Raw genomic sequence first — 19,782 nt, 5'->3', positions numbered from 1 at the left:
GCACAGAGTCCACCGGAACTCTTGGGCTGGGCTAGTGCGTAGGACGCAACGCAATAGCGGGCGTGCCGCTGGCGGCGGCGAATCACCCAGTCGGCGTGACCGCGGATCAACGGCGGAACGCGCCAGCCGCGGTGGTCGGTCGCGCGCTGTAGCGCGCTGCAGGCGGCGGTAGCCGCGTGGTTGGTCGGCGGTAGCCGGCGCGGGATGCTCCGGCGGTAGCCGGGGGTGGGTGGGTGCACGCGGAGCGGGCGCGGTGAGGAGCGTCGCGACGAGCGGAGCGTCCGGTCCGCGTGCGGGGCTGTACTTACTACCTGATTCGCATGCCGGAGATGGCTCGGGCTATTACTAGGCGCTGGATTTCCGACGTACCCTCGAAAATGGTGTAGATCTTGGCGTCTCGGTGCATGCGTTCTACGGGGTATTCGCGGGTGTAGCCGTTGCCGCCGAGGATCTGGATGGCTTCTTCGGTGACCTTGACGGCTACTTCGCCGGCCTTCAGCTTGGCCATGGAGCCTTCGCCGTGGCGGTAGTCGGGGGTTTCGCCTCGCATCAGGGCTGCGGACATGTTGGCGGCTCGCCAGACCAGGAGACGCGCGGCGTCGATTTCCATGGCCATGTCGGCGAGTTTGAAGGCTATGCCTTGGTTGTCGATGATCGGGCGGCCGAACTGTTCGCGGCCTTTGGCGTAGTCGAGGGCGAACTCGTAGGCGGCGCGGGCGATGCCTACTGCTTGGGCGCCGACGATGTGGCGGGTCATTTCGAAGGTGGCCATGGAGGCGTTGCGGACCTTGGCCTCTCCGGGGGCTGAGGCGGCGGCGCGGGCCTTGGCGAGGCGCTCGTCCAGCTTTTCCTTGCCGCCTAGGACGTTGGCGGCGGGGATGCGGACGTTGTCGAAGAAGACGTCGGCGGTGTGGGAGGCGCGGAGACCGTGCTTGCGGAGCTTGGTGCCCTGCTCAAGACCGCGCACCTCGGACTTCGGTACGACGAACGCGGCCTGGCCCTTGGTGCCCAGCGCGGGGTCGACGGTGGCTACGACGACGTGGATGTCGGCGATGCCGCCGTTCGTGGCCCAGGCCTTCTGGCCGTTGATGACCCACTCGGAAGTTTTCTCGTCGTACGTCGCTCGCGTGCGGATCGCGGAGACGTCGGAACCGGCGCCGGGCTCGGAGGAGCAGAAGGCGGCGACGCGAACGTCATCCGGCGTGCCGTAGCAGCGGGCCATCCACTGGCTCCACTGCTCGGGGGTGCCGTTCGAGAAGATCGCGGAGGACGCGAGGCCCGTGCCCTTGAGGGACATGCCGATGCCGGCGTCGCCCCAGAAGAGTTCTTCGTGGACGAGCGGCATCAGCAGGCCGGACGGGTCGACGAAGAGGTTGATGTTCATGTCGAGGCCGTAGAGGCCGATCTTCGCGGCCTCCTGGATCACCGGCCAGGGGGTGGTTTCGCGTTCGTCCCACTCGGCGGCGGCGGGGCGCATCACGTCGGCGGCGAAGGCGTGGGTCCAGTCGCGGATCTCGCGCTGCTCGTCGTTCAGGGCGAACGAGAAGGGGCTCCAGCCCGGCTTCGACCGCTCGGCGCCGAGTTCGCCGGCCAGCGACATCACATCGGTGGAGACGGCGGGCTTGGGGTCGGTCATCGTCATCAACATCCTCCGGCAACGACAGGGGGTACCGAAACATCCGGGAAAGAAATGTTACCGATGAGTGTAACCGTCGTTTGCACCAGGGGGTACCGGTATGGCTAAGATCGGTCCATGAGCTCCGCGCTGCTCGCGATCGGACGCCGCCGGACCACGGCGGAGCGTCGGCGCGACCGCGAGCGGGACATCATCCGGGCCACCCGGGAGCTGTTCGACGAGCGCGGCTCGATCGACGCCCAGATCGACGATATCGCCAAGCGGGTCGGGATCAACAAGGCGCTGATCTACCGGCACTTCGCGGGCAAGGAAGAGCTGTTCGCTCTCACGCTGGTGGACTATCTCGGCGAGCTGGACGCCCGGCTGCAAGAAGTCGACAACCCACGGCGGGCACCGCTCAACCGGCTGAAGGCGCTCAGTGAGGTGTTCGTCGACTTCTGCCTCGAGTTCCCCGCGTTCACCGACTGCGCGATGAGCCTGCTCAGAAGGACCGGCGAGGAGCTGTTCGGGGAGATCACCGAGCCGGTGATGATCACCCTCGGTACGGCGATGGCCGCGGCCCTGAACCGGATCGCCGTCGTACTGGAAGCGGGTCAGCGCAGTGGTGCCTTCGCGAAGGCGGACACCGCTTACCTGGCCAATCACCTGTACACGCAGACGCTCGGGTCGTTGCACATGGCAAGGGTCGGGCTGATCGTGTCGAGCGGGAAGCCGGGGCATCCGGTGGTGCATCATGCCGAGGTGGCGACGGTGCGGGCGACCGCGATCACCGCGACGTTGGCGACGGCAGTGGGGCGCTTCGCCTATGAGGTTCCGAAGAAGGCACAGCGAGCACGCAGACCAGGAGACAAATCATGACCGAGCCCCGCAGAGTGGCCGTCGTCGCCGGCAACCGGATTCCGTTCGCGCGCCAGGACAAGACGTACCGGCACTCGTCGAACTCCGACATGCTGACCGCCGCGATCAACGGACTGGTCGACCGGACCGGGCTCGGTGGTCAGGAGGTCGGTGAGGTGGTCGCCGGTGCGGTGCTCAAGCACGCCCGCGACTGGAACATGGTGCGTGAGGTCGTGCTCGGATCGAAGCTCGCCGCGACGACTCCGGCGTACGACATCCAGCAGGCCTGTGGGACCGGGCTGGAGGCCGCGATCCTGGTCGGCAACAAGATCGCGCTCGGCCAGATCGACGCCGGGATCGCGGGTGGTGTCGACACCGCGTCCGACGCGCCGATCGCGGTCAATGACAAGCTGCGCAACATCCTGCTCGATCTGAACCGGGCCAAGACGTACCCGGAGCGGTTGAAGGTGCTCGCCCGGGTTCGCCCGAAGGACGTCGTACCGGAGATCCCGCGGAACGCGGAGCCGCGCACCCGCAAGTCGATGGGTGACCATGCCGCGCTGACCGCGCTGGAGTGGGGCATCACCCGCGAGGCGCAGGACGAGCTCGCGTACCGCTCCCACGTGAACCTGGCGGCGGCGTACGACCGCGGTTTCCAGCAGGATCTGATCACGCCGTACCTCGGTCTCGAGAAGGACCAGAACCTGCGCCCGGACACCACGATCGAGAAGCTGGCCCGGCTGAAGCCCGTGTTCGGCAAGGGTGAGACGGCGACCATGACGGCCGGCAACTCGACGCCGCTGACCGACGGAGCGTCCGCCGTACTGCTGAGCACGGACGAGTGGGCCGAGGAGCACGGCCTGCGTCCGCTCGCGTATCTGACGCATTCGCAGACCGCGGCGGTCGACTACGTCAAGGGCGCCGAGGGCCTGCTGATGGCTCCCGCCTACGCGGTGCCGCGGATGCTCCAAAGGGCCGGGCTCACGTTGCAGGACTTCGACTACTACGAGATCCACGAGGCGTTCGCCTCCCAGGTGCTGTCGACGCTGAAGGCGTGGGAGGATCCGATCTTCTGCAAGGAGCGGCTCGGCCTCGACGCCCCGCTGGGCGAGATCGACCGCGCCAAGCTGAACGTGAACGGCAGCTCACTCGCCGCGGGCCACCCGTTCGCGGCAACCGGCGGGCGGATCGTCGCCGCGCTGGCCAAGCAACTCGACGAGAACGGCGGTGGCCGCGGCCTGATCTCGATCTGCGCCGCGGGCGGCCAGGGTGTCGTCGCCATCCTCGAGAAGTAGGAGCAACCCATGACGGACCGCTACCAGACCTTCACCCGGACCCCGCTCGGTCAGACCCTGGTGAAGAACCTCGGGCTGCCCGACCCGGTGCCGCTGCAGCGCTGGACCGAGGGTTCGCGCGTCATCGACGGCTCGGTCGTCTTCGGCGCGATCGGTGAGACCGAGGCAGGTAAGGCGATTCAGGCACTACTGCGTGATATCGGCGCCTCCTTCAGTACGGCGACCGAGGGCGTGGCGTCGAGCCAGATCCGCCCGAAGGCCCTGGTCTTCGACGCGACCGGTGCGTTGTCGACGGCCGACCTGACGAGCCTGCAGCGCTTCTTCTCCCCCGTCATCCGCCAGCTCGCACCGGCAGGCCGCGTGATCGTGGTCGGCCGAACGCCGGAGCTCGCGACGTCCACCGAGCAGCACATCGCCCAGCGTGCGCTCGAGGGCTTCACCCGCTCGCTCGGCAAGGAGGTCAAGCGCGGCGCGACGGTCAACCTCGTGTACGTCGCTCCGGACGCGCACGAGCAGCTCGATTCGACCCTGCGGTTCTTCCTCTCCCCCAAGTCCGCGTACGTCGACGGTCAGGTTGCGCGGGTCGGGACGGGGCCGCTGGTCGGCAACGACCCGGAGCGCCCACTGGCCGGCAAGGTCGCCCTGGTGACCGGTGCGGCCCGTGGTATCGGGGCCGCGATCGCGGACACGCTCGCCCGCGACGGCGCGACCATCCTCGGTGTTGATGTCGCGCAGAACGCGGATCCGCTGCGCAAGGTGATGACCCGGCTCGGCGGTTCCGAGCTCCTCCTCGACGTGACCGCGGTCGACGCCGCGCAGCGGATCGCCGCTCATGCCCAGGAGCAGTACGCCGGTCTCGACATCGTCGTGCACAACGCAGGCATCACCCGGGACAAGCGGCTGGCCAACATGCGCACCGACACCTGGGACGCCGTACTGGATGTGAACCTGCGCGCTCCGGAGCGGATCACCGCACACCTTGTCGAGGCGGGGATCATCCGGGCCGGCGGCTCGATCATCGGTGTCGCGAGTATCGCTGGGATCGCGGGCAACAACGGGCAGACGAACTACGCGACCTCGAAGGCAGGCGTGATCGGTCTCGTGCAGGCGCTCGCGCCGAAGCTGGCCGAGAAGCAGATCCGGATCAACGCGGTGGCGCCTGGGTTCATCGAGACCGAGATGACGGCGAAGGTTCCGTTCACGATTCGCGAGGTCGGTCGGCGGATCAACTCGCTGCAGCAGGGCGGGTTGCCGATCGATGTGGCCGAGACGATCGCGTGGTTCGCCGACCCGGCCTCGGCCGGTGTCACCGGCAACGTGATCCGCGTCTGCGGTCAGAGCATGCTGGGCGCCTGACATGCCGACGCGTCGGTACGACGACTCCCCGAGCCTCAGCGGTCTCTACGCGAAAACGGTGAAGGCGACGCTCCGGCGCGCCGACTACGAGCCGGATGAGGACGGTCTGACTCTCGAGCTGCCGCACTCGGCGATCGACCAGGATCATCTGGCCGCTTACCGGGATGTCACCGGGTTCCCAGCTGGGCCGGCGCTGCCGGCGACGTACCCGCATGTCCTCGCCTTTCCGCTGCACCTCGATCTGATGTCGGACCCGTCGTTCCCCTACAAGCCGATGGGGATCGTGCACCTGTCCAACACGATCACGCAGAAGCGGGCGCTGCCGATCCATGCGGAGCCGGCGATCCGCGTGCACAGCACGCCGGAGCGGCCGCATCCGAAGGGGACGGTGTTCGACATCGTCAGCGAGGTGTTGGTTGACGGCGATGTGGTGTGGACGGATCTGACGACTTTGTTGAGTCGGTCCAAGGGTTCGGAGGGGCATGTCGATCTGCTGCCGGATCCGGAGCTGCCGCCTCAGGCTTGGTGGGATCTGCGGGGCAATCTCGGCCGGCGGTATGCGGCTGCGTCTGGTGACCGGAATCCGATCCATCTGTTCAAGCTGACTGCGCAGGCCTTTGGGTTCCCGCGGCAGATCGCGCACGGGATGTGGGCCAAGGCTGCGGCGCTTGCTTCGCTGGAGCGGGCGGGGAAGCTGCCGGAGGCGTTTACCGTCCGGGTCGACTTCCGCAAACCGCTGCTGCTGCCGTCTCGCGCTCAGTTCGGGTATGCCGTTGGTGGCAAGACGACTGACTTCGTTCTGTACGACGAGTCGCACGAGGTGACTCATCTGATCGGGCAGTTGCAGGAGGACTGAACCGCCAGGCCATCACAATTGGCCTGGCGGGGTCGCGTTCACGCTCAGTCTCAGTTGTCGGCTGCAATTGCGATGGCCTGGGGAATCACCTCGCGCGCGATCCGGTCGAGGACTTCGCCGATGGGTGCGGGGTCGTGGCGGCTGCCGTCGCGTTCGCGGATGGCGAGGTGGCCGACGGCGGCCTCGCGGGCGCCGAGGATGGCCTGGTACGGCGCGAGCCGGTTCTCGCGGATCCGCGCTCCGAGGTTGCCCTCGTCGGCGTGGGCGATCTCGACTCGCAGGCCACGTGCCGAGGCCCGTCGGGCGACCTCGGCGGCCAGCTTCTCCTCGTCGTCGGAGATCGGGAGGACCACGAGCTGTACGGGCGCGAGCCAGGCTGGGAACGCGCCGCCGTGCACCTCGATCACCTGAGCGACCGCTCGCTCGATGCTGCCGACGATCGCCCGGTGCACCATCACCGGCCGGTGCTTGTTGCCGTCGGCACCGATGTACTCGAGACCGAACCGCTCCGGCTGGTTGAAGTCGATCTGGATGGTGGACAGGCTGTACTCCCGGCCGGCCGAATCGATCACCTGAACATCGATCTTGGGACCGTAGAACGCCGCGTCGCCCGGAGACTCGACGTACTCGAGAACGGCGTTCTCAAGAACATCTCTCAGGAGATCTGCGGCGTGGGACCAGCTCTCGGGATCGCCGACGTACTTGCTGTCGGGGCTGCCGATGGGCGCGTCCTCGGCGGGGAGCGCGAGAACGTAGCGGGTGGCGCGGATCCCGAGATCGGCGTACGCCTGGTTGATCAGCGAGAGCGCTCTCTGGGCTTCCTCGGCGACCTGGTCGGGGCGGCAGAAGATGTGCGCGTCGTTCAGCTGCATCGCGCGGACCCGGCTCAGGCCGCCGATCACGCCGGACAGCTCGGAACGGTACTGGCCGCCGAGCTCGGACAGCCGCAGCGGCAGTTCTCGGTAGCTGTGTGCGCGAGAACGGTAGATCAGCGCATGATGCGGGCAGATGCTCGGCCGCAGGACCAGTTCCTCGCCGCCCATGTCCATCGGTGGGTAAATGTCGTCGCTGTACTTCTCCCAGTGACCAGAGATCTCATAGAGCGCTCTCTTGGCGAGAACGGGCGAATACACCTGCTGATACCCGGCTCGTCGTTCGACTTCGGCGATGTAGCTCTCCAAGGCGTGCCGTACGGCGGCGCCCGCCGGAAGCCAGTACGGCAGACCTGCGCCGATCAGCGGGTCGGAGTCGAACAGGCCGAGTTCGCGGCCGAGTTTGCGGTGGTCGTACATGGTGGGGTCTCCTCGTTGAGATGGGGCGGCACCTCGAGGCAGACAAGAAAAAACCCCGGGGCGATCGCCCCGGGGTTTGACAGTCAGGTGTCAGCGCGCCGGGACAGACTCCGGCGTCGTCGTCACTACTGCGCGCTGCAACATGCCATCTACGGTAGCAGAACCGTTCACTTGCTCAAGTCCAATCCGACCGGCCGGATCAGCCCTTCCTGCGCGACCGAAGCGACCAGCCGGCCGTCCTCGGTATAGAGCCGGCCCGTCGAGAATCCACGCGCACCCGAGGCCGACGGCGACGTCTGGTCGTACAGCAACCACTCGTCAGCACGGAACTCACGATGGAACCACAGCGCATGATCGAGTGACGCCGGCTGGATCCGCCGGTCCCCGATCACGATGCCGTGCGGCAGCAGACTCGCCCCGAGCAAGGTCAGATCGCTCGCATAGGCGAGCACACACGCATGCAGTGCTGGGTCGTCCGGAAGCTTGCCTGAGGCACGGATCCAGAACTGCCGCCCGGTCACCCCGGCCAGCCGCATGTCCAGCGCAGCCCACTCCCGATCCCAATCGGCTGCCGGGCGACCCGACTGCGCCTCCAGCACGCTCGCGAGCGTCGGCGCCTCGTCCGGCGGTACGACGTCCGCCGGGATCGGCTCCTGGTGATCCAGCCCCGGCTCGGGCTTCTGGAACGACGCGGACATGTAGAAGATCGGCTTGCCGTGCTGCGAGGCCACGACCCGCCGGCTGGAGAAGCTGCCGCCGTCCCGCGTGCCCTCGACCCGGTAGATGATCGGTACGGCGGTGTCGCCGCCGCGCAGGAAGTAGGCGTGCAGCGAGTGGGTGATCCGCCCGCCGTCGACCGTCCGTCCGGCCGCAGCCAGGGCCTGGCCGAGAACCTGCCCGCCGAACACCCGCTGCAGCGCGGTCTGCGGTTGCTGCCCGCGGTACAGGTCGACGTCGATCATCTCGAGGTCGAGCAGCTCGACCAGGTCCTCCAGCGACTCAGGCATGTCTCATCCTGACAGGTCGCTCCCCCGGCTCAGCATCATCCCGCCCCGGCGAGCTGTGGATCCGGTCACGCGGACTCTTTCGGTGAGCTTTCGCTCGCTTTCGGTAGACTTGTGATTGAGCGTTCAACCACTGAACGCTTGAACCAGTACGCACTTGATTTGAGGAGACCTGTTGTGAAGCTGCCCCCCATCGCCCAGGACGTCGTTCTGCTGCTCGCCCGCGTCGGCGTCGGCATCGTGTTCGTCGCGCACGGCTGGCAGAAGTTCCGCACCAACGGGCTCGACGCGACCGCCCAGGGCTTCCAGGGGATGGGCATTCCGTCGCCCACCCTCTCGGCGTACTTCGCCACTGGGGTCGAGACCATCGGCGGCGCCGCGCTGATCCTGGGTGTCCTCACGCCGATCGCCGGCGTACTGCTGGCCATCAACATGGCCGGCGCCTTCTTGTTCGTGCACCTGCCGAACGGCATCTTCGCCAGTGACGGCGGCTGGGAACTGGTCGCCGCCCTCGGCCTCGCCGCGCTCACCATCGCCGCCGTCGGCCCCGGCCGCTTCAGCCTCGACCGCCTCATCATCCGCACACCAGCTCGCGAGTCCGTGCCGGCGTAGCGGCGTACACAAGGACTGTTAAAGAGCGGGCTCAAACGCCTCGGCAGGCCCCACCTACGCGGACAGTTGCGTCGCGAGAGTGACCTACTAACAGTCCTTCTGTACAGCAGGACCGCAAACGAAAGCGTCGGCCCACCCCCGCCCCGGGGTGGGCCGACGCTGCTTGTGGGATTACTTGTCTTCTTCGCGGTTCAGCTCGGCGAGGAACTGCTCTACCTCGGCACCGAGCTCCTCCGCGGACGGGGTGGAGTCGGCCAGGAGGCTCTTGCGGCTCAGCGAGCCGGCGGCCGCGTCGTACTGGGTTTCCAGCGCGTTTACGACGGCGGAGGCGTCGTCGGAGGCCTCGACCTGCTCGTCGACCATGCGGCCGGTGACGGCAGCCTCGTCGAGGAGGGCCTTGCTAGGGAGCAGCAGGCCGGTCGCGGCCGAGATTGCGTGCACCAGGGCGAGGGCTGCGCCCGGGAAGCGGTTCTCCGCGAGGTAGTGCGGGACGTGGACCGCGAAGCCCATCGCGTCCTTGCCGGCCTCGCCGAGGCGAACCTGCAGCATCGTGCCCGCGCTGGCCGGGAGGCGCATCTCGCCGTCCCAGATGTTCGACCGCGTCACCAGCTCCGGACGAGTCGCGTGAGCGGTCAGGCCCAGCGGCCGCGTGTGCGGAACACCCATCGGAATGCCGTGTACGCCGATTGTCAGGTTCACGTTGTAGAGCTCGATCAGCTGCCGCACCGCACCGGCGAACCGGTTCCAGTGGTTGTCCGGCTCCGGGCCTTCGAGCAGCAGGAAGTCGACGCCGGCGTCATCCGTGAGCAGCCACAGGTTGAGCTGCGGCGGCGTGTAGTCGGTGAAGTGGTCCTCGGAGAACGTCACCTCGGGCCGGCGGGCGCGGTAGTCGTGCAGGAGGTCCACGTCGAAGCGCGCCAGCAGGCTGCTCTCCAGCGTCTCCAGCAGGTGATCCGCGGCCACGCGGCCGGCCTGGCCGGCGTCCATGAAACCGTCCAGGGAGTGCACCAGCACCTTGGGGGTTGCCGCCGGGCCGGTCGCCACCGACTCGTCGACGATCTCGTAGAGGTCGTCCGGTCGCAGCATCGTCGTCTCCTTCATCGTCGCCATCCGGGCGGGTTCGGCGTTGCTCCATCCTGCCCTGTCTGGTGACAACGTCCGGAGTCCGGCCGGACATTCCGGCCTTCGGGAAAAACCTGAACAAAATTCTCGCCCGCCACGCCCGGGATGCGGTACACCGGGAGACAGGCTGGGAAAGCGCTTGCTAAGTTGCTCTCGTGCGCACCGAATCCGCTTCCGCCCTGACCGTGATGCTGGCCATGAACGACGCCAGCCGCGATCGTGTCCTGGTTCCGCGCGTCCGGGCCCGCCTGGACGCGGTCGCGACCGTGCTGCCCGTCGGACCGGGAGCGTCGTTCCTCGACGACCCCGCGATCGTCGCCGCACTGCCGGAGGTGGACGTCCTGCTGACCGGCTGGGGCTGCCCGCGGATCGGGCCCGAGGTGCTGGAGGCGGCGCCGAAGCTGCAGGCGATCCTGCACGCGGCCGGTTCGGTGAAGCACATCGTCGATCCGATCGCGTTCGACCGTGGGATCCAGGTGTCGTCGGCGGCCTTTGCGAATGCGCTGCCGGTGGCCGAGTTCACGGTCGCCGCGATCGTGCTGGCGGGGAAACGAGCCTTCCGCCTGGCAGCGCAGTACCGGATCGAGCGCCGCAAGGCGGACCCGCACGGGATGCCGGGCAGTTACGGTACGACGGTCGGCCTGCTCGGGGCGTCGCGGATCGCGCGCCTGGTGGCCGAGCGGCTGAAGACGTACGACCTCGAGGTCCTGATCAGCGACCCGTACCTGAATGCGGACGAGGCGGCCGGGCTCGGCGCCGAACTCGTTTCGAACGACGACCTGTTCCGGCGCAGCGACATCCTCAGCGTGCACGCGCCGCTCCTGCCGGAAACCACCGGGCTGGTCAACGCACACCTGCTCGGGCTGCTCAAGGACGGCTCGGTGCTGATCAACACGGCCCGCGGCAAGATCATCGACGCCGCCGCCCTCGAGGCCGAGTGCGTGGCCGGCCGGATCGACGCCGTACTGGACGTGACCGATCCCGAGCCGCTGCCTGCGGATTCCCCGTTGCTCGACCTCCCGAACGTCTTCATCACCCCGCACGTCGCCGGTGCCGTCGGCAACGAGATCGCCCGCCTCGGCGAACTCGCAGTCAGCGAACTCGAACACCTCACCGCAGGCCGCCCCCTGCAACACGCCATCAGCCCCACAGAACTGGGAAGGCTCGCATGACCCGCCTGATCCTGCCGGACACTGACCGCGTTCTTTCCCGGCAGACGGGGTGGACCCGGGCGCACTGGGAGGCGTTGGCGGATCATCTGCTGGACTCGCTGGTGCCGTACTTCTCGCCTGGTTCGGCGCTGATCGCGCCGCCGGGGCGGCCGAGCCGGTCTGGTACGGCGTCGGATCAGTTGGAGGGGTTTGCGCGGTCGTTCATGCTGGCCTCGTTCCGGATTGCCGGGGTGCGGGGTAAGGGGTGCGAGGCGCTGATCGAGCGGTACGCGCGGGGCGTCGCGAACGGCGCCAACCCGGAGCACCCGGAGTCGTGGCTGCGGCTGACGCCGCGTTCGCAGCAGATGGTCGAGGCCGCGGCGATCGCGGTTGCGCTGCACGAGTCGCGGGAGTGGATCTGGGAGCGACTCGACGATCGCGCGCAGCAGCACGTCGCCGAGTGGCTCGGTGGGTTCATCGGGTCGACCACGCATGACAACAACTGGCGGTTGTTCCAGGTTGTCAGCGAGCAGTTCCTCGCCTCGGTCGGTGCGCCGTACTCGCAGGAGGACATCGACGGCGGGCTCGACCGGATCGAGGACTGGTACGTCGGTGACGGCTGGTACTCCGATGGCGATGGGCAGGCGTTCGACAACTACATCGGCTGGGCGATGCACCTGTATCCGGGGCTGTGGGCGCGGATGGCGGCGGCCACCCCGGGCGCGGCGTACGAGGATCGGTTGAAGGTCTACAAGGAGCGGCTGAGCCTGTTCCTCGAGGACGCCGTCCACCTGGTCGGCAACGACGGTGCGCCGATCTACCAGGGTCGTTCGCTGACCTATCGGATGGCCGCGGCGGCGCCGTACTGGATGGGCGCGCTGCTCGACGCCACTCCCCTGTCGCCCGGTCAGACGCGGCGGCTGTGCTCCGGAATCGCACGGCATTTCGTGGAGCACGGCGTACCGGATGAGCGTGGGCTGCTGACACTCGGCTGGTACGACACCTTCCTGCCGACGACGCAGTCGTACTCCGGACCTGGTTCGCCGTACTGGGCTTCGAAGGGTTTCGTCGGGCTGATCCTGCCGCCGGAGCACCCGGTCTGGGCGGACGCGGAGGACACGATTCCGCTGGACGAGGCCGACCAGGTGCGGGCGATGCCGGCGCCGGGGTGGCTCGTGCACGCGAGTCGGCACGACCAGGTCGTGCACCTGATCAACCATGGCGCGGACAAGCAGCCGCTGGCCGAGCCCTCCGGTGCTGAGCCGGAAGGTGACCCGCACTACAACCGGTTTGCGTATGCGAACCACGCCGGGCCTGAGCTGAGTGACGATGCGCCGCGGATCGACAACCTGATCACACTGGTCAGCGACGGGAAGTCGAGTGGGCGCGGGCGGATCCGGCGCTTGGGAATCACAGCCCGTACGGCGTCGTCGTGGCACAACGCCTGGCTCGGGTCCGAGGGGCCGTGGCGGATCGAGACCACGTCGGTGGTGCACGGCGGTTGGGAGATCCGGTGCGCACTGGTTGACGGTCCGGACGGTGCGCTCGTCCGGAGTGGCGGCTTTACGGTCGCGGGCGATTCATTGCCTGAGGCAACAGCTTCCTTGAGTGCGGCGTCTGCGCGGAACGACGAAGGACTACTGTCCGCGATCGTCGGTCTGCACGGGTACGACGGCGCCGGCGTGCACCGGGGCCTCGGAGCCAATGCGTTCGGGCCGCACTCAGCGACGCCGTACCTGACTGCTCCGCATCGCGGCGAACCGCTGGTGCTCGTGAGCGCCGTGGTGCTGACCCGGGACGCACTCCGCCCGGAAGCGCTTGCCGAAGGCATCGATGTCGAAGTGACCGGGACGACGGTCCGGATCACGCTGCCTGGTGGGGGTTCCGAGGTTGTCACGCTCGGTGGTTAGGCCAGCCTCGCCAACGATGATAAATCTGCGCGGGAGAACTACATTGGCTGCATGAGCACGTACGAGAAGCTATTGCAGGAGCAGATCCGCAACGAATTCACGGCCTCCCAGCAGTATGTGGCGGTCGCCGTCTGGTTCGACGACCAGGACCTTCCGCAGCTGGCCGCGCACTTCTACAAGCAGGCCCTGGAAGAGCGCAACCACGCGATGATGATGGTCCAGTACCTGCTGGACAAGGACATCCGGCCGCACATTCCTGGTGTCGGCGAGGTGGCGTCGGACTTCAAGACGGCGCTGGAGCCGCTGGAGCTCGCGCTGCAGCAGGAGATCACGGTCACCAAGCAGATCGAGACGCTGGCCCGGACGGCGCGCGACGAGAGCGACTACGTCGGCGAGCAGTTCATGCAGTGGTTCCTCAAGGAGCAGGTCGAGGAGGTCGCCGCGATGAACACGCTGGTGAACGTTGCCAAGCGCGCCGGCGACAACCTGTTCCACCTCGAGGACTTCATGGCCCGCGAGACCGTCGGCGACAACGGCGACGACCCGACCGCGCCGACCGCGGCCGGCGGGACTGTCTGAGGTTTCGTAGTACTCGTGCGGCTGTGCTACTTGCGGAGCGGGCCGGGGTCTGGTGGCCGTCGACCCCGGCAGCTCCGCCGCTCGGCTGCTCGGCTGTAAACTCGGTTTAACCTTTCCTCTGTCGCTGGGCACTACTTGCGGGTAATGTCGCTCACATGGTGACCGCGAAGCGCCCGCCCGGATGGTCGTTGCTCGTCGCTCTGACGAACGGCCGGTCCCGGATTCCGGATGACCAGCTCGCGGCCGCCGTACGGGACAAGATCGTGCTGGTGTCCGGTTCGTCGTACGGGATCGGTGAGGCGACCGCACGCCGGCTGGCGCGAGCCGGTGCGACGGTGCTGCTGGTAGCACGGACGGCTGATCAGCTGACCGCGGTCGCTTCGCAGATCCATTCCGAGGGTGGGAAGGCCTTCGCGTATCCCACCAACCTCGCTGATCCGCCAGCTGTTGAGGCGCTGGTTCGGACGATTCTTGCTGAGCACGGGCGGGTCGACGTTCTCGTCAGCAACGCCGGGAAGTCGATCCGGCGGTCGGTCGCGGATTCGTACCAGCGGTTCCACGACATCGAGCGGACCAACGCGGTCAACTATCTCGGCCCGGCCAAGCTCGTGCTCGAACTCCTGCCGTCGATGCGCTCGCGACGCTCCGGGCATATCGTCAACGTGTCGACCGCCGGGGTGCGGACTCCCCCGATGGCGCGCTGGTCGGCGTACCTGGCGTCGAAGTCGGCTTTCGACGTGTGGTTGCGGTGTGTTTCGCAGGAGATCCGTGGCGACGGGGTCACCACCTCGACCGTCTACATGGGGCTGGTGCACACGCGGATGAGCGAGCCGACGCCGCTGCTGAACAAGATGCCGGGGCTGAGTCCGGAGCAGGCCGCGGACCACGTCTGTACGGCGATCGCCCAGCGGCCGAACAACATCACCCCGCCGATGGTCCGGCCGGCCGACGTACTCGGGAACCTGTTCCGGGTACCGACGGATCGGTTGCTGGAGTCCTACTTCCGGCGATCGGATCGGTCGCGCAAACCGCGGAGTTCGGAGTGATCGCTTCGGTGCTGCGCAATGTCGCGGAGCTCGGTGGGATGCCGGTGGCCGTGGCTCGCTCCGGGATCTGGCGGCCGATGCACCCTGGGCATGTCGTCGGGATCGAGCGGGCGCTGCGGCACTGGGGGCAGTCGATGGCTGCGCTCGGCGTGGTGGCCGCGGTGCGGTATCCCGATCGCGCGGCGGTGATCGACGAGGACGGTACGACGACGTACGGCGAACTGGATCGGCGCTGCGAGCGGATCGCGGCCGGTCTGCACGCTGATCACAAGATCGTTGCCGGGAGCAAGGTTGCGGTGTTGTGCCGGAACCACCGGGGGTTCCTGGAGGCGACGCTGGCGGCTTCGCGGGTCGGGGCGGATGTGCTGTTCGTGAATACGGAGTTCGCTCCCCCGCAGCTGGCCGCCGTACTCGAGCGGCATCGGCCGGATCTGCTGGTGCATGATGCTGAATTCGACGTGCCTGCTGGGATTCCCGCCGTACTGTCCGATCTTTCCTCGTTGGTCGCGTCGGCTGCGGAGGAGGCGCCGAAGCCAGCGAGGCCGGGGCATATCACGATCCTCACTTCTGGAACGACCGGTACGCCGAAGGCCGCGCCGCGGGTGCCGACTGCGCTCGGGTTAGCTGGGTTGACTGGGAGTGCGTTGGCGCGGTGCGGGTTGCGGTCCGGGGAGCCGGTGGTGATCGGTCCGCCGCTGTTCCATGGGCTTGGGTTGCTGACGTCGATGCTGGCGTTGTTTCTTGGGTCGCCGTTGGTGTTGGCGCGGAAGTTCGACGCTGCGGAGGTGCTTCGGCAGGTTTCGGCGCACCGAGTGGGCGTGATTGTCGCCGTACCGGTGATGCTGCGGCGGATGCTCGACGTCGGTGCCGCGGGGCACGATCTGGGGTCGTTGCGGGTGGTGCTGTCGGGGGCGTCGGCGTTGGGGGCGCCGTTGGCGTCGCAGTTCATTGGGCAGTTCGGGCCGGTGTTGTGTGATGCGTATGGGTCGAGTGAGGTCGGGATCGCGACGATCGCCACGTCGGCGGATCTGCTCGCGGCACCGGGGACGGTTGGGCGGGCATGCCTCGGGAGCTCGGTGCGGATCCTGGACGACTCGGGCGAGTCGGTGCCTGTTGGGGAGACTGGGCGGATCTTTGTGAGCAGCGGGCTGGTGTTCGGTGGGTACTCCGATGGATCGAGCAAGACTGTCGTCGGCCGGCGGATGAGTACCGGAGACATGGGGCATCTGGATCGGTCGGGGCGGTTGTTCATCGACGGGCGCGAGGACGACATGATCGTGTCCGGCGGGGAGAACGTGTATCCGGCCGAGGTCGAGGACAGCCTCGCCAGCCATCCCGCGGTGGCGGAGGCCGTGGTGGTGGGTGTGCCGGATGAGGACTTCGGTCAGCGACTGGTGGGGTACGTCGTACTGCGTGGGGAGGCGACTCCGGATGAGCTGATCGCGTATGTCCGGGCGAACCTGGCTCGGTACAAGACTCCTCGCGAGATCGTGATCGTCGACGAGTTCCCACGGAACGCGACTGGGAAGGTTCTGCGTAATAGGTTCGGCGGATGACCGCGCACTGCTGCGAGACGATGGACCGGCAGGTGAACGTGACCTGCGATCAGCACGACGATCCGTTCGAATGCGCGGACATGCTGGTGACGTTCAGCGCCAAGTTCCAGGAGTACGGGCTGATCATCCACGACGGCGGATCGTCCGTCATCGGCATCGAGTTCTGCCCGTGGTGCGGACAGCGCCTGCCCGAATCGGAACGGGACCGGTGGTTCGACTCGCTGGAACGCCTCGGGATCGATCCGGGTTCGGACGAGGTTCCTGCCGAGTTCGAGGACGACCGGTGGCTCGGGCGCGGCACGAAGGACACCCACCCCCGAAGCTGAGGGGCAGTTGCCGGGGGTATGCACAGGAACTGGTGGGCCGAGACAAGTCGTGACTTGTTCAAGCCCTCTGCGGGGTCTGCTCACCCGCGCGAATCGGTCCGGCTCGACCGCGCGAGCGAGCTGGACCGCCAGCACTCACCAACCTCCCGTGAGGCAGACGGTTCACGCTCAGCGGTGGCTGCTTGGGCGGTCGGATGCCGGGTTGGTGAGTGGGAGCGGTCCGCTCACGCCACAGGTGGTGGCTCTGAGGTGGGTGACTCGCGGGGGTCAGGTCGCGAGGGTGCGGGGCGGGGTCCCGGTGTACGTCGGGAGGATGCTCTTCGGGAGGGGGCCTTTGATGCGGGTGGGGTCCTGGGATTGTTCGTGGGCGTGGGCCAGGAGGCCGACCGAGCGGGACAGGATGAAGAGGCCGCGGGCGAGTGGGGGGTCGAAGCCGAGTTCGGCGTAGATAGTCGCGGTGGCGGCGTCGACGTTCATGGGGATGGGGGCGAGCGCGGTCTCCAGCGCGAGAGCGATCTGCAGGTGCTTACCGGAGATGGTGCCTTCGGCAACGGCTTGCTCGGTGGCGGTGATGAGGGGGTCGCGGCGGGGGTCGCGGGGGTGGAAGCGGTGCCCGAAGCCGGGGAGATAGGCCTTGCGGGACTTGTACGACGCGACGAGGTCCCGGGCGGCGGAGTCGGGGTCCTGCTCGGACGCGGCCAGGTCGTAGAGGAGTTCCAGGCATTGCTGGCCGGCGCCGCCGTGGACGTCGCCGAGGAGGTTGACGCCGGTGGCGATCGCGTTGTTGAGCGGAAGTCCGCAGGAGGCGGCCATGCGGGCGGCGGCGATCGACGGGGCCTGGGGGCCGTGGTCGACGGCGGCGACGAGGGTCAGTTCCAGCAGGCGGGCTTGGGCTGGGGACGGGAGGTCGCCGCGGACCATCAACCAGATCATCTGCGGGAAGGTGACCGCGCCGATCAGTTCCTCGATCGCATACCCGTGGAACCGGATGCTCCCGCGACCGATGTCCGAGATCCCAGTAGCCCACCAGTCCGCCGCCGCCGTACCGGGGTCGGTGGTGGAGGTGCCACCGGACTCCCCCGGGGTGGGCCCACTGGCGGGCGCGGGGTTGTCGGGGGCCGCGTTGGGGTTGGGGGTTTCTGGGGCGGTCATGTTGCTCCCTTTGCTGCTAGGGCTTCTATCTCGGCTTTGGTGTAGCCGAGTTCGGTGAGGATTTCGGGGGTGTGTTCGCCTAGGCGGGGTGGGCGGGTGGTGGGGCCTACGGCTTGGCCGTCTACGTGGACGCTGCTGCCGAGGACTCGCAGAGAGCGCTCTCTGCCGTCAGGCATGGGGAGATCGTGGAAGAGTTCGCGCTCGGAGAGCTGATCCAGAGAGAGCGCTTCCTCGACGGTGAGGACGGGGGCGACCGGTACGCCGGTGTTGGCGAGCAGGTTGTCCCAGTGGGCGGCTGAGGCCTGCTCCAGGGTCTTTTCCAGCTCGGCTTTGAGTTCGGTGCGGTGGGCCTTGCGGGACTCGCGGGTGGCGAAGCGCTCGTCGACGATCAGGTCGGGGCGGCCGAGTACGCGGCAGAGTTCGACGTACTGCTCCTGTTTGTTGGCGGCGATGTTGAGGGCGCCGTCGGCGGTACGGAAGGTGCCGGACGGGGCGGAGGTCGCGTTCTCGTTACCCATGGCCTGGGGAACACGACCGCCGATGAGGTAGTCGGAGACCACCCAGCCCATGGCGGCGACGGCGGTCTCCAGCATCGAGACGTCCAGGAAGCTGCCGATCCCGGTGCGAGAGCGTTTCACGAGAGCGGCCGAGATCGCGAAGGCGGCGGCGTATCCGCCGAGGGTGTCGGCGATCGGGAAACCCGTTCTCGTTGGAGCGCTCTCTGGCGTACCCGTGACGCTCATGATGCCGGAGAGACCCTGGATGATCTGGTCGTACGCCGGGCGCCCGCGCATCGGGCCGGTCTGGCCGAAGCCGGAGACCGCGCAGTACACGAGACCGGGGTTCAGCTGATGCAGGGTCTCCACCGGGAAACCGAGCCGCGCGAGAACGCCGGGGCGGAAGTTCTCCAGGAGAACGTCGGCCTCGTGAACGAGCCGCTCGAAGATTTCTCGAGCGTCGGCGTTCTTGAGATCCAGCGTGAGAGAGCGTTTCCCGGCGTTCTGAGCGAGGAATGAGATTCCCAGGCCGGCGCGCGAGAGCTCTGGATCTCCGCCGAGGTTGCGCGCGAGATCACCCGTTCCCGGGACCTCGACCTTGATCACGTCCGCGCCCATCAGGGCGAGCTGGTACCCCGCGAAAGGGCCGGCCAGGACGTTGGTGAGGTCCAGTACGCGTACTCCGGCCAACAGATCAGGTTGCACTGAAGCCGCTCCAGTTGGTGGTGTTGATGGTGGCGGCGCAGCGGCGGACGGCGTTGATGTAGGCGGGGAGGCGGTCGTCGCTGAAGCGGGTGGTGGGGCCGCCGATGGCGATGGCGGCTACTACGCGGCCGTCGGGGCGGCGGATCGGGGCGGCTACGCCTGAGGCGCCTAGCTCGCGTTCTCCGTGGCTGATGGCGAAACCGCGGGTGTCGGCGTCGGCGGCGGCTGCGCGGAGGCGTTTGGCGAAGCCGGGTGGGCGGGGGGCTTCGAGGGCGATCTCCTCGATCACGGACGGATCTACCGAGAGCACCGGCGGATCGGTGAGGAGCACCTTCGACGCGGCGCCGCTCCACAGCGGCATTGACGAGCCGACTGCGATTGTGTGCCGGATGCTTAACGTGCCTTGGGCCTGTGCGAGGCAGACTCGGGTGCGGCCGACGCGGATGTAGAGGTTGGCGGTCTCCCCCGTTTCCTGGGCCAGCCGGCCCATCGCGGCGCGGACGGCCGGCGGAATCTCCATCGTCGCGCTGCTCAGTCGGGACCAGCGGAGGAAGCCGGGGCCGATCGCGTACTTTCCGGGGCCGATCGCTGCAACCAGGCCGCGTTGCTCGAGCGTGGTCACGAGTCGGAGAACTGTTGTCTTCGGCAACCCACTGGCGGTGGTGAGTGCCGCGAGCGTCCAGCTAGGGTGCTCGTCATCGAAGCGTTCCAGCAGGTCCAGCGCACGGTGCACACTGCGGACCCCGTCACCGTCGGCCATTCCCGTACCCCTCTCCACGCCGCCTGGGAAGCAGAAGCGTCCCTTCGACGATAGACCGCCGTACCGCAGAACGGAATCTCTGTACCCCCT

At 67.8% G+C, this 19,782-nt stretch carries 18 protein-coding genes; 11 read left to right on the top strand and 7 right to left on the bottom strand.

Annotated elements, in window-relative coordinates; genetic code table 11:
- Window positions 1-307: 307 nt before the first annotated feature.
- The gene (locus ACFCV3_RS22025) at window positions 308-1,642 is read right to left on the bottom strand and encodes an acyl-CoA dehydrogenase family protein (protein ID WP_376032564.1); all 1,335 of its coding nucleotides are present in this window, start codon (window positions 1,640-1,642) and stop codon (window positions 308-310) included.
- A gap of 111 nt (window positions 1,643-1,753) precedes the next feature.
- Here ACFCV3_RS22025 and ACFCV3_RS22020 point away from each other — a divergent pair, with 111 nt between their 5' ends.
- From ACFCV3_RS22020 to ACFCV3_RS22005, 4 genes are read left to right on the top strand one after another with little or no spacing between them, the layout of a single operon-like run.
- On the top strand, window positions 1,754-2,494 hold the full coding sequence (locus ACFCV3_RS22020; RefSeq protein WP_376032562.1) for a TetR/AcrR family transcriptional regulator: 741 nt from the start codon (window positions 1,754-1,756) through the stop codon (window positions 2,492-2,494).
- Entirely contained in the window at window positions 2,491-3,768 is a 1,278-nt protein-coding gene (locus ACFCV3_RS22015) for an acetyl-CoA C-acetyltransferase (protein ID WP_376032560.1), read from the top strand. Before ACFCV3_RS22020 ends, ACFCV3_RS22015 begins: the two co-directional genes overlap by 4 nt.
- 9 nt (window positions 3,769-3,777) lie before the next feature.
- Window positions 3,778-5,124 (top strand): 3-oxoacyl-ACP reductase, encoded by a 1,347-nt coding sequence (locus ACFCV3_RS22010; RefSeq protein WP_376032558.1) that lies wholly within the window; start codon window positions 3,778-3,780, stop codon window positions 5,122-5,124.
- Between the two features lies 1 nt (window position 5,125).
- Window positions 5,126-5,980, top strand: coding sequence for a MaoC/PaaZ C-terminal domain-containing protein (locus ACFCV3_RS22005; protein WP_376032556.1), 855 nt, complete (start codon window positions 5,126-5,128; stop codon window positions 5,978-5,980).
- A gap of 50 nt (window positions 5,981-6,030) precedes the next feature.
- Here ACFCV3_RS22005 and thrS read toward each other — a convergent pair whose 3' ends face one another.
- Window positions 6,031-7,272, bottom strand: a complete 1,242-nt coding sequence (gene thrS, locus ACFCV3_RS22000; RefSeq protein ID WP_376032554.1) for a threonine--tRNA ligase — start codon at window positions 7,270-7,272, stop codon at window positions 6,031-6,033.
- Between the two features lie 167 nt (window positions 7,273-7,439).
- Entirely contained in the window at window positions 7,440-8,279 is an 840-nt protein-coding gene (locus ACFCV3_RS21995) for an acyl-CoA thioesterase (RefSeq protein WP_376032552.1), read from the bottom strand.
- Between the two features lie 174 nt (window positions 8,280-8,453).
- Here ACFCV3_RS21995 and ACFCV3_RS21990 point away from each other — a divergent pair, with 174 nt between their 5' ends.
- Window positions 8,454-8,888, top strand: coding sequence for a DoxX family protein (locus ACFCV3_RS21990; protein WP_376032550.1), 435 nt, complete (start codon window positions 8,454-8,456; stop codon window positions 8,886-8,888).
- A gap of 171 nt (window positions 8,889-9,059) precedes the next feature.
- Here the strand turns inward: ACFCV3_RS21990 and ACFCV3_RS21985 are convergent, their stop codons facing one another.
- Window positions 9,060-9,974, bottom strand: coding sequence for a proteasome assembly chaperone family protein (locus ACFCV3_RS21985; RefSeq protein ID WP_376032548.1), 915 nt, complete (start codon window positions 9,972-9,974; stop codon window positions 9,060-9,062).
- Window positions 9,975-10,165: 191 nt separating this feature from the next.
- On the opposite strand from ACFCV3_RS21985, the gene ACFCV3_RS21980 reads away from it, so the two are divergent.
- The 6 genes from ACFCV3_RS21980 (at window position 10,166) to ACFCV3_RS21955 (ending at window position 16,578) form a co-directional block, all read left to right on the top strand.
- A complete protein-coding gene (locus ACFCV3_RS21980) occupies window positions 10,166-11,182 on the top strand; it encodes a hydroxyacid dehydrogenase (RefSeq protein ID WP_376032546.1) in 1,017 nt (338 codons plus the stop codon).
- The gene (locus tag ACFCV3_RS21975; RefSeq protein WP_376032544.1) at window positions 11,179-13,071 is read left to right on the top strand and encodes a DUF2264 domain-containing protein; all 1,893 of its coding nucleotides are present in this window, start codon (window positions 11,179-11,181) and stop codon (window positions 13,069-13,071) included. Before ACFCV3_RS21980 ends, ACFCV3_RS21975 begins: the two co-directional genes overlap by 4 nt.
- A gap of 51 nt (window positions 13,072-13,122) precedes the next feature.
- Entirely contained in the window at window positions 13,123-13,650 is a 528-nt protein-coding gene (locus tag ACFCV3_RS21970) for a ferritin (protein ID WP_376032542.1), read from the top strand.
- A gap of 155 nt (window positions 13,651-13,805) precedes the next feature.
- Entirely contained in the window at window positions 13,806-14,696 is an 891-nt protein-coding gene (locus tag ACFCV3_RS21965; RefSeq protein ID WP_376032540.1) for an SDR family NAD(P)-dependent oxidoreductase, read from the top strand.
- Window positions 14,693-16,252 carry an AMP-binding protein gene (locus ACFCV3_RS21960; RefSeq protein ID WP_376032538.1) on the top strand — a complete coding sequence of 520 codons (1,560 nt, stop codon included), beginning with the start codon at window positions 14,693-14,695 and terminating at the stop codon, window positions 16,250-16,252. Before ACFCV3_RS21965 ends, ACFCV3_RS21960 begins: the two co-directional genes overlap by 4 nt.
- Window positions 16,249-16,578: a DUF6980 family protein gene (locus tag ACFCV3_RS21955; RefSeq protein ID WP_376032536.1), complete on the top strand. Its 330-nt coding sequence runs from the start codon at window positions 16,249-16,251 to the stop codon at window positions 16,576-16,578. The genes ACFCV3_RS21960 and ACFCV3_RS21955 overlap by 4 nt, the downstream gene beginning before the upstream one ends.
- A 267-nt stretch (window positions 16,579-16,845) precedes the next feature.
- Here ACFCV3_RS21955 and ACFCV3_RS21950 read toward each other — a convergent pair whose 3' ends face one another.
- From ACFCV3_RS21950 to ACFCV3_RS21940, 3 genes are read right to left on the bottom strand one after another with little or no spacing between them, the layout of a single operon-like run.
- Complete coding sequence (locus tag ACFCV3_RS21950; protein ID WP_376032534.1) at window positions 16,846-17,730, bottom strand: citryl-CoA lyase; 885 nt, start codon at window positions 17,728-17,730, stop codon at window positions 16,846-16,848.
- Window positions 17,727-18,917: a CaiB/BaiF CoA transferase family protein gene (locus ACFCV3_RS21945; protein ID WP_376032532.1), complete on the bottom strand. Its 1,191-nt coding sequence runs from the start codon at window positions 18,915-18,917 to the stop codon at window positions 17,727-17,729. The genes ACFCV3_RS21950 and ACFCV3_RS21945 overlap by 4 nt, the downstream gene beginning before the upstream one ends.
- A 4-nt stretch (window positions 18,918-18,921) precedes the next feature.
- On the bottom strand, window positions 18,922-19,692 hold the full coding sequence (locus ACFCV3_RS21940; RefSeq protein WP_376032530.1) for an IclR family transcriptional regulator: 771 nt from the start codon (window positions 19,690-19,692) through the stop codon (window positions 18,922-18,924).
- Window positions 19,693-19,782 lie beyond the last annotated feature (90 nt).

This window comes from Kribbella sp. NPDC056345, from assembly GCF_042262745.1.
Taxonomy (GTDB): Bacteria; Actinomycetota; Actinomycetes; order Propionibacteriales; family Kribbellaceae; genus Kribbella.
Note: the sequence above shows the minus strand (reverse complement) of the source record. Positions and strands in the feature narration are given on the sequence as shown.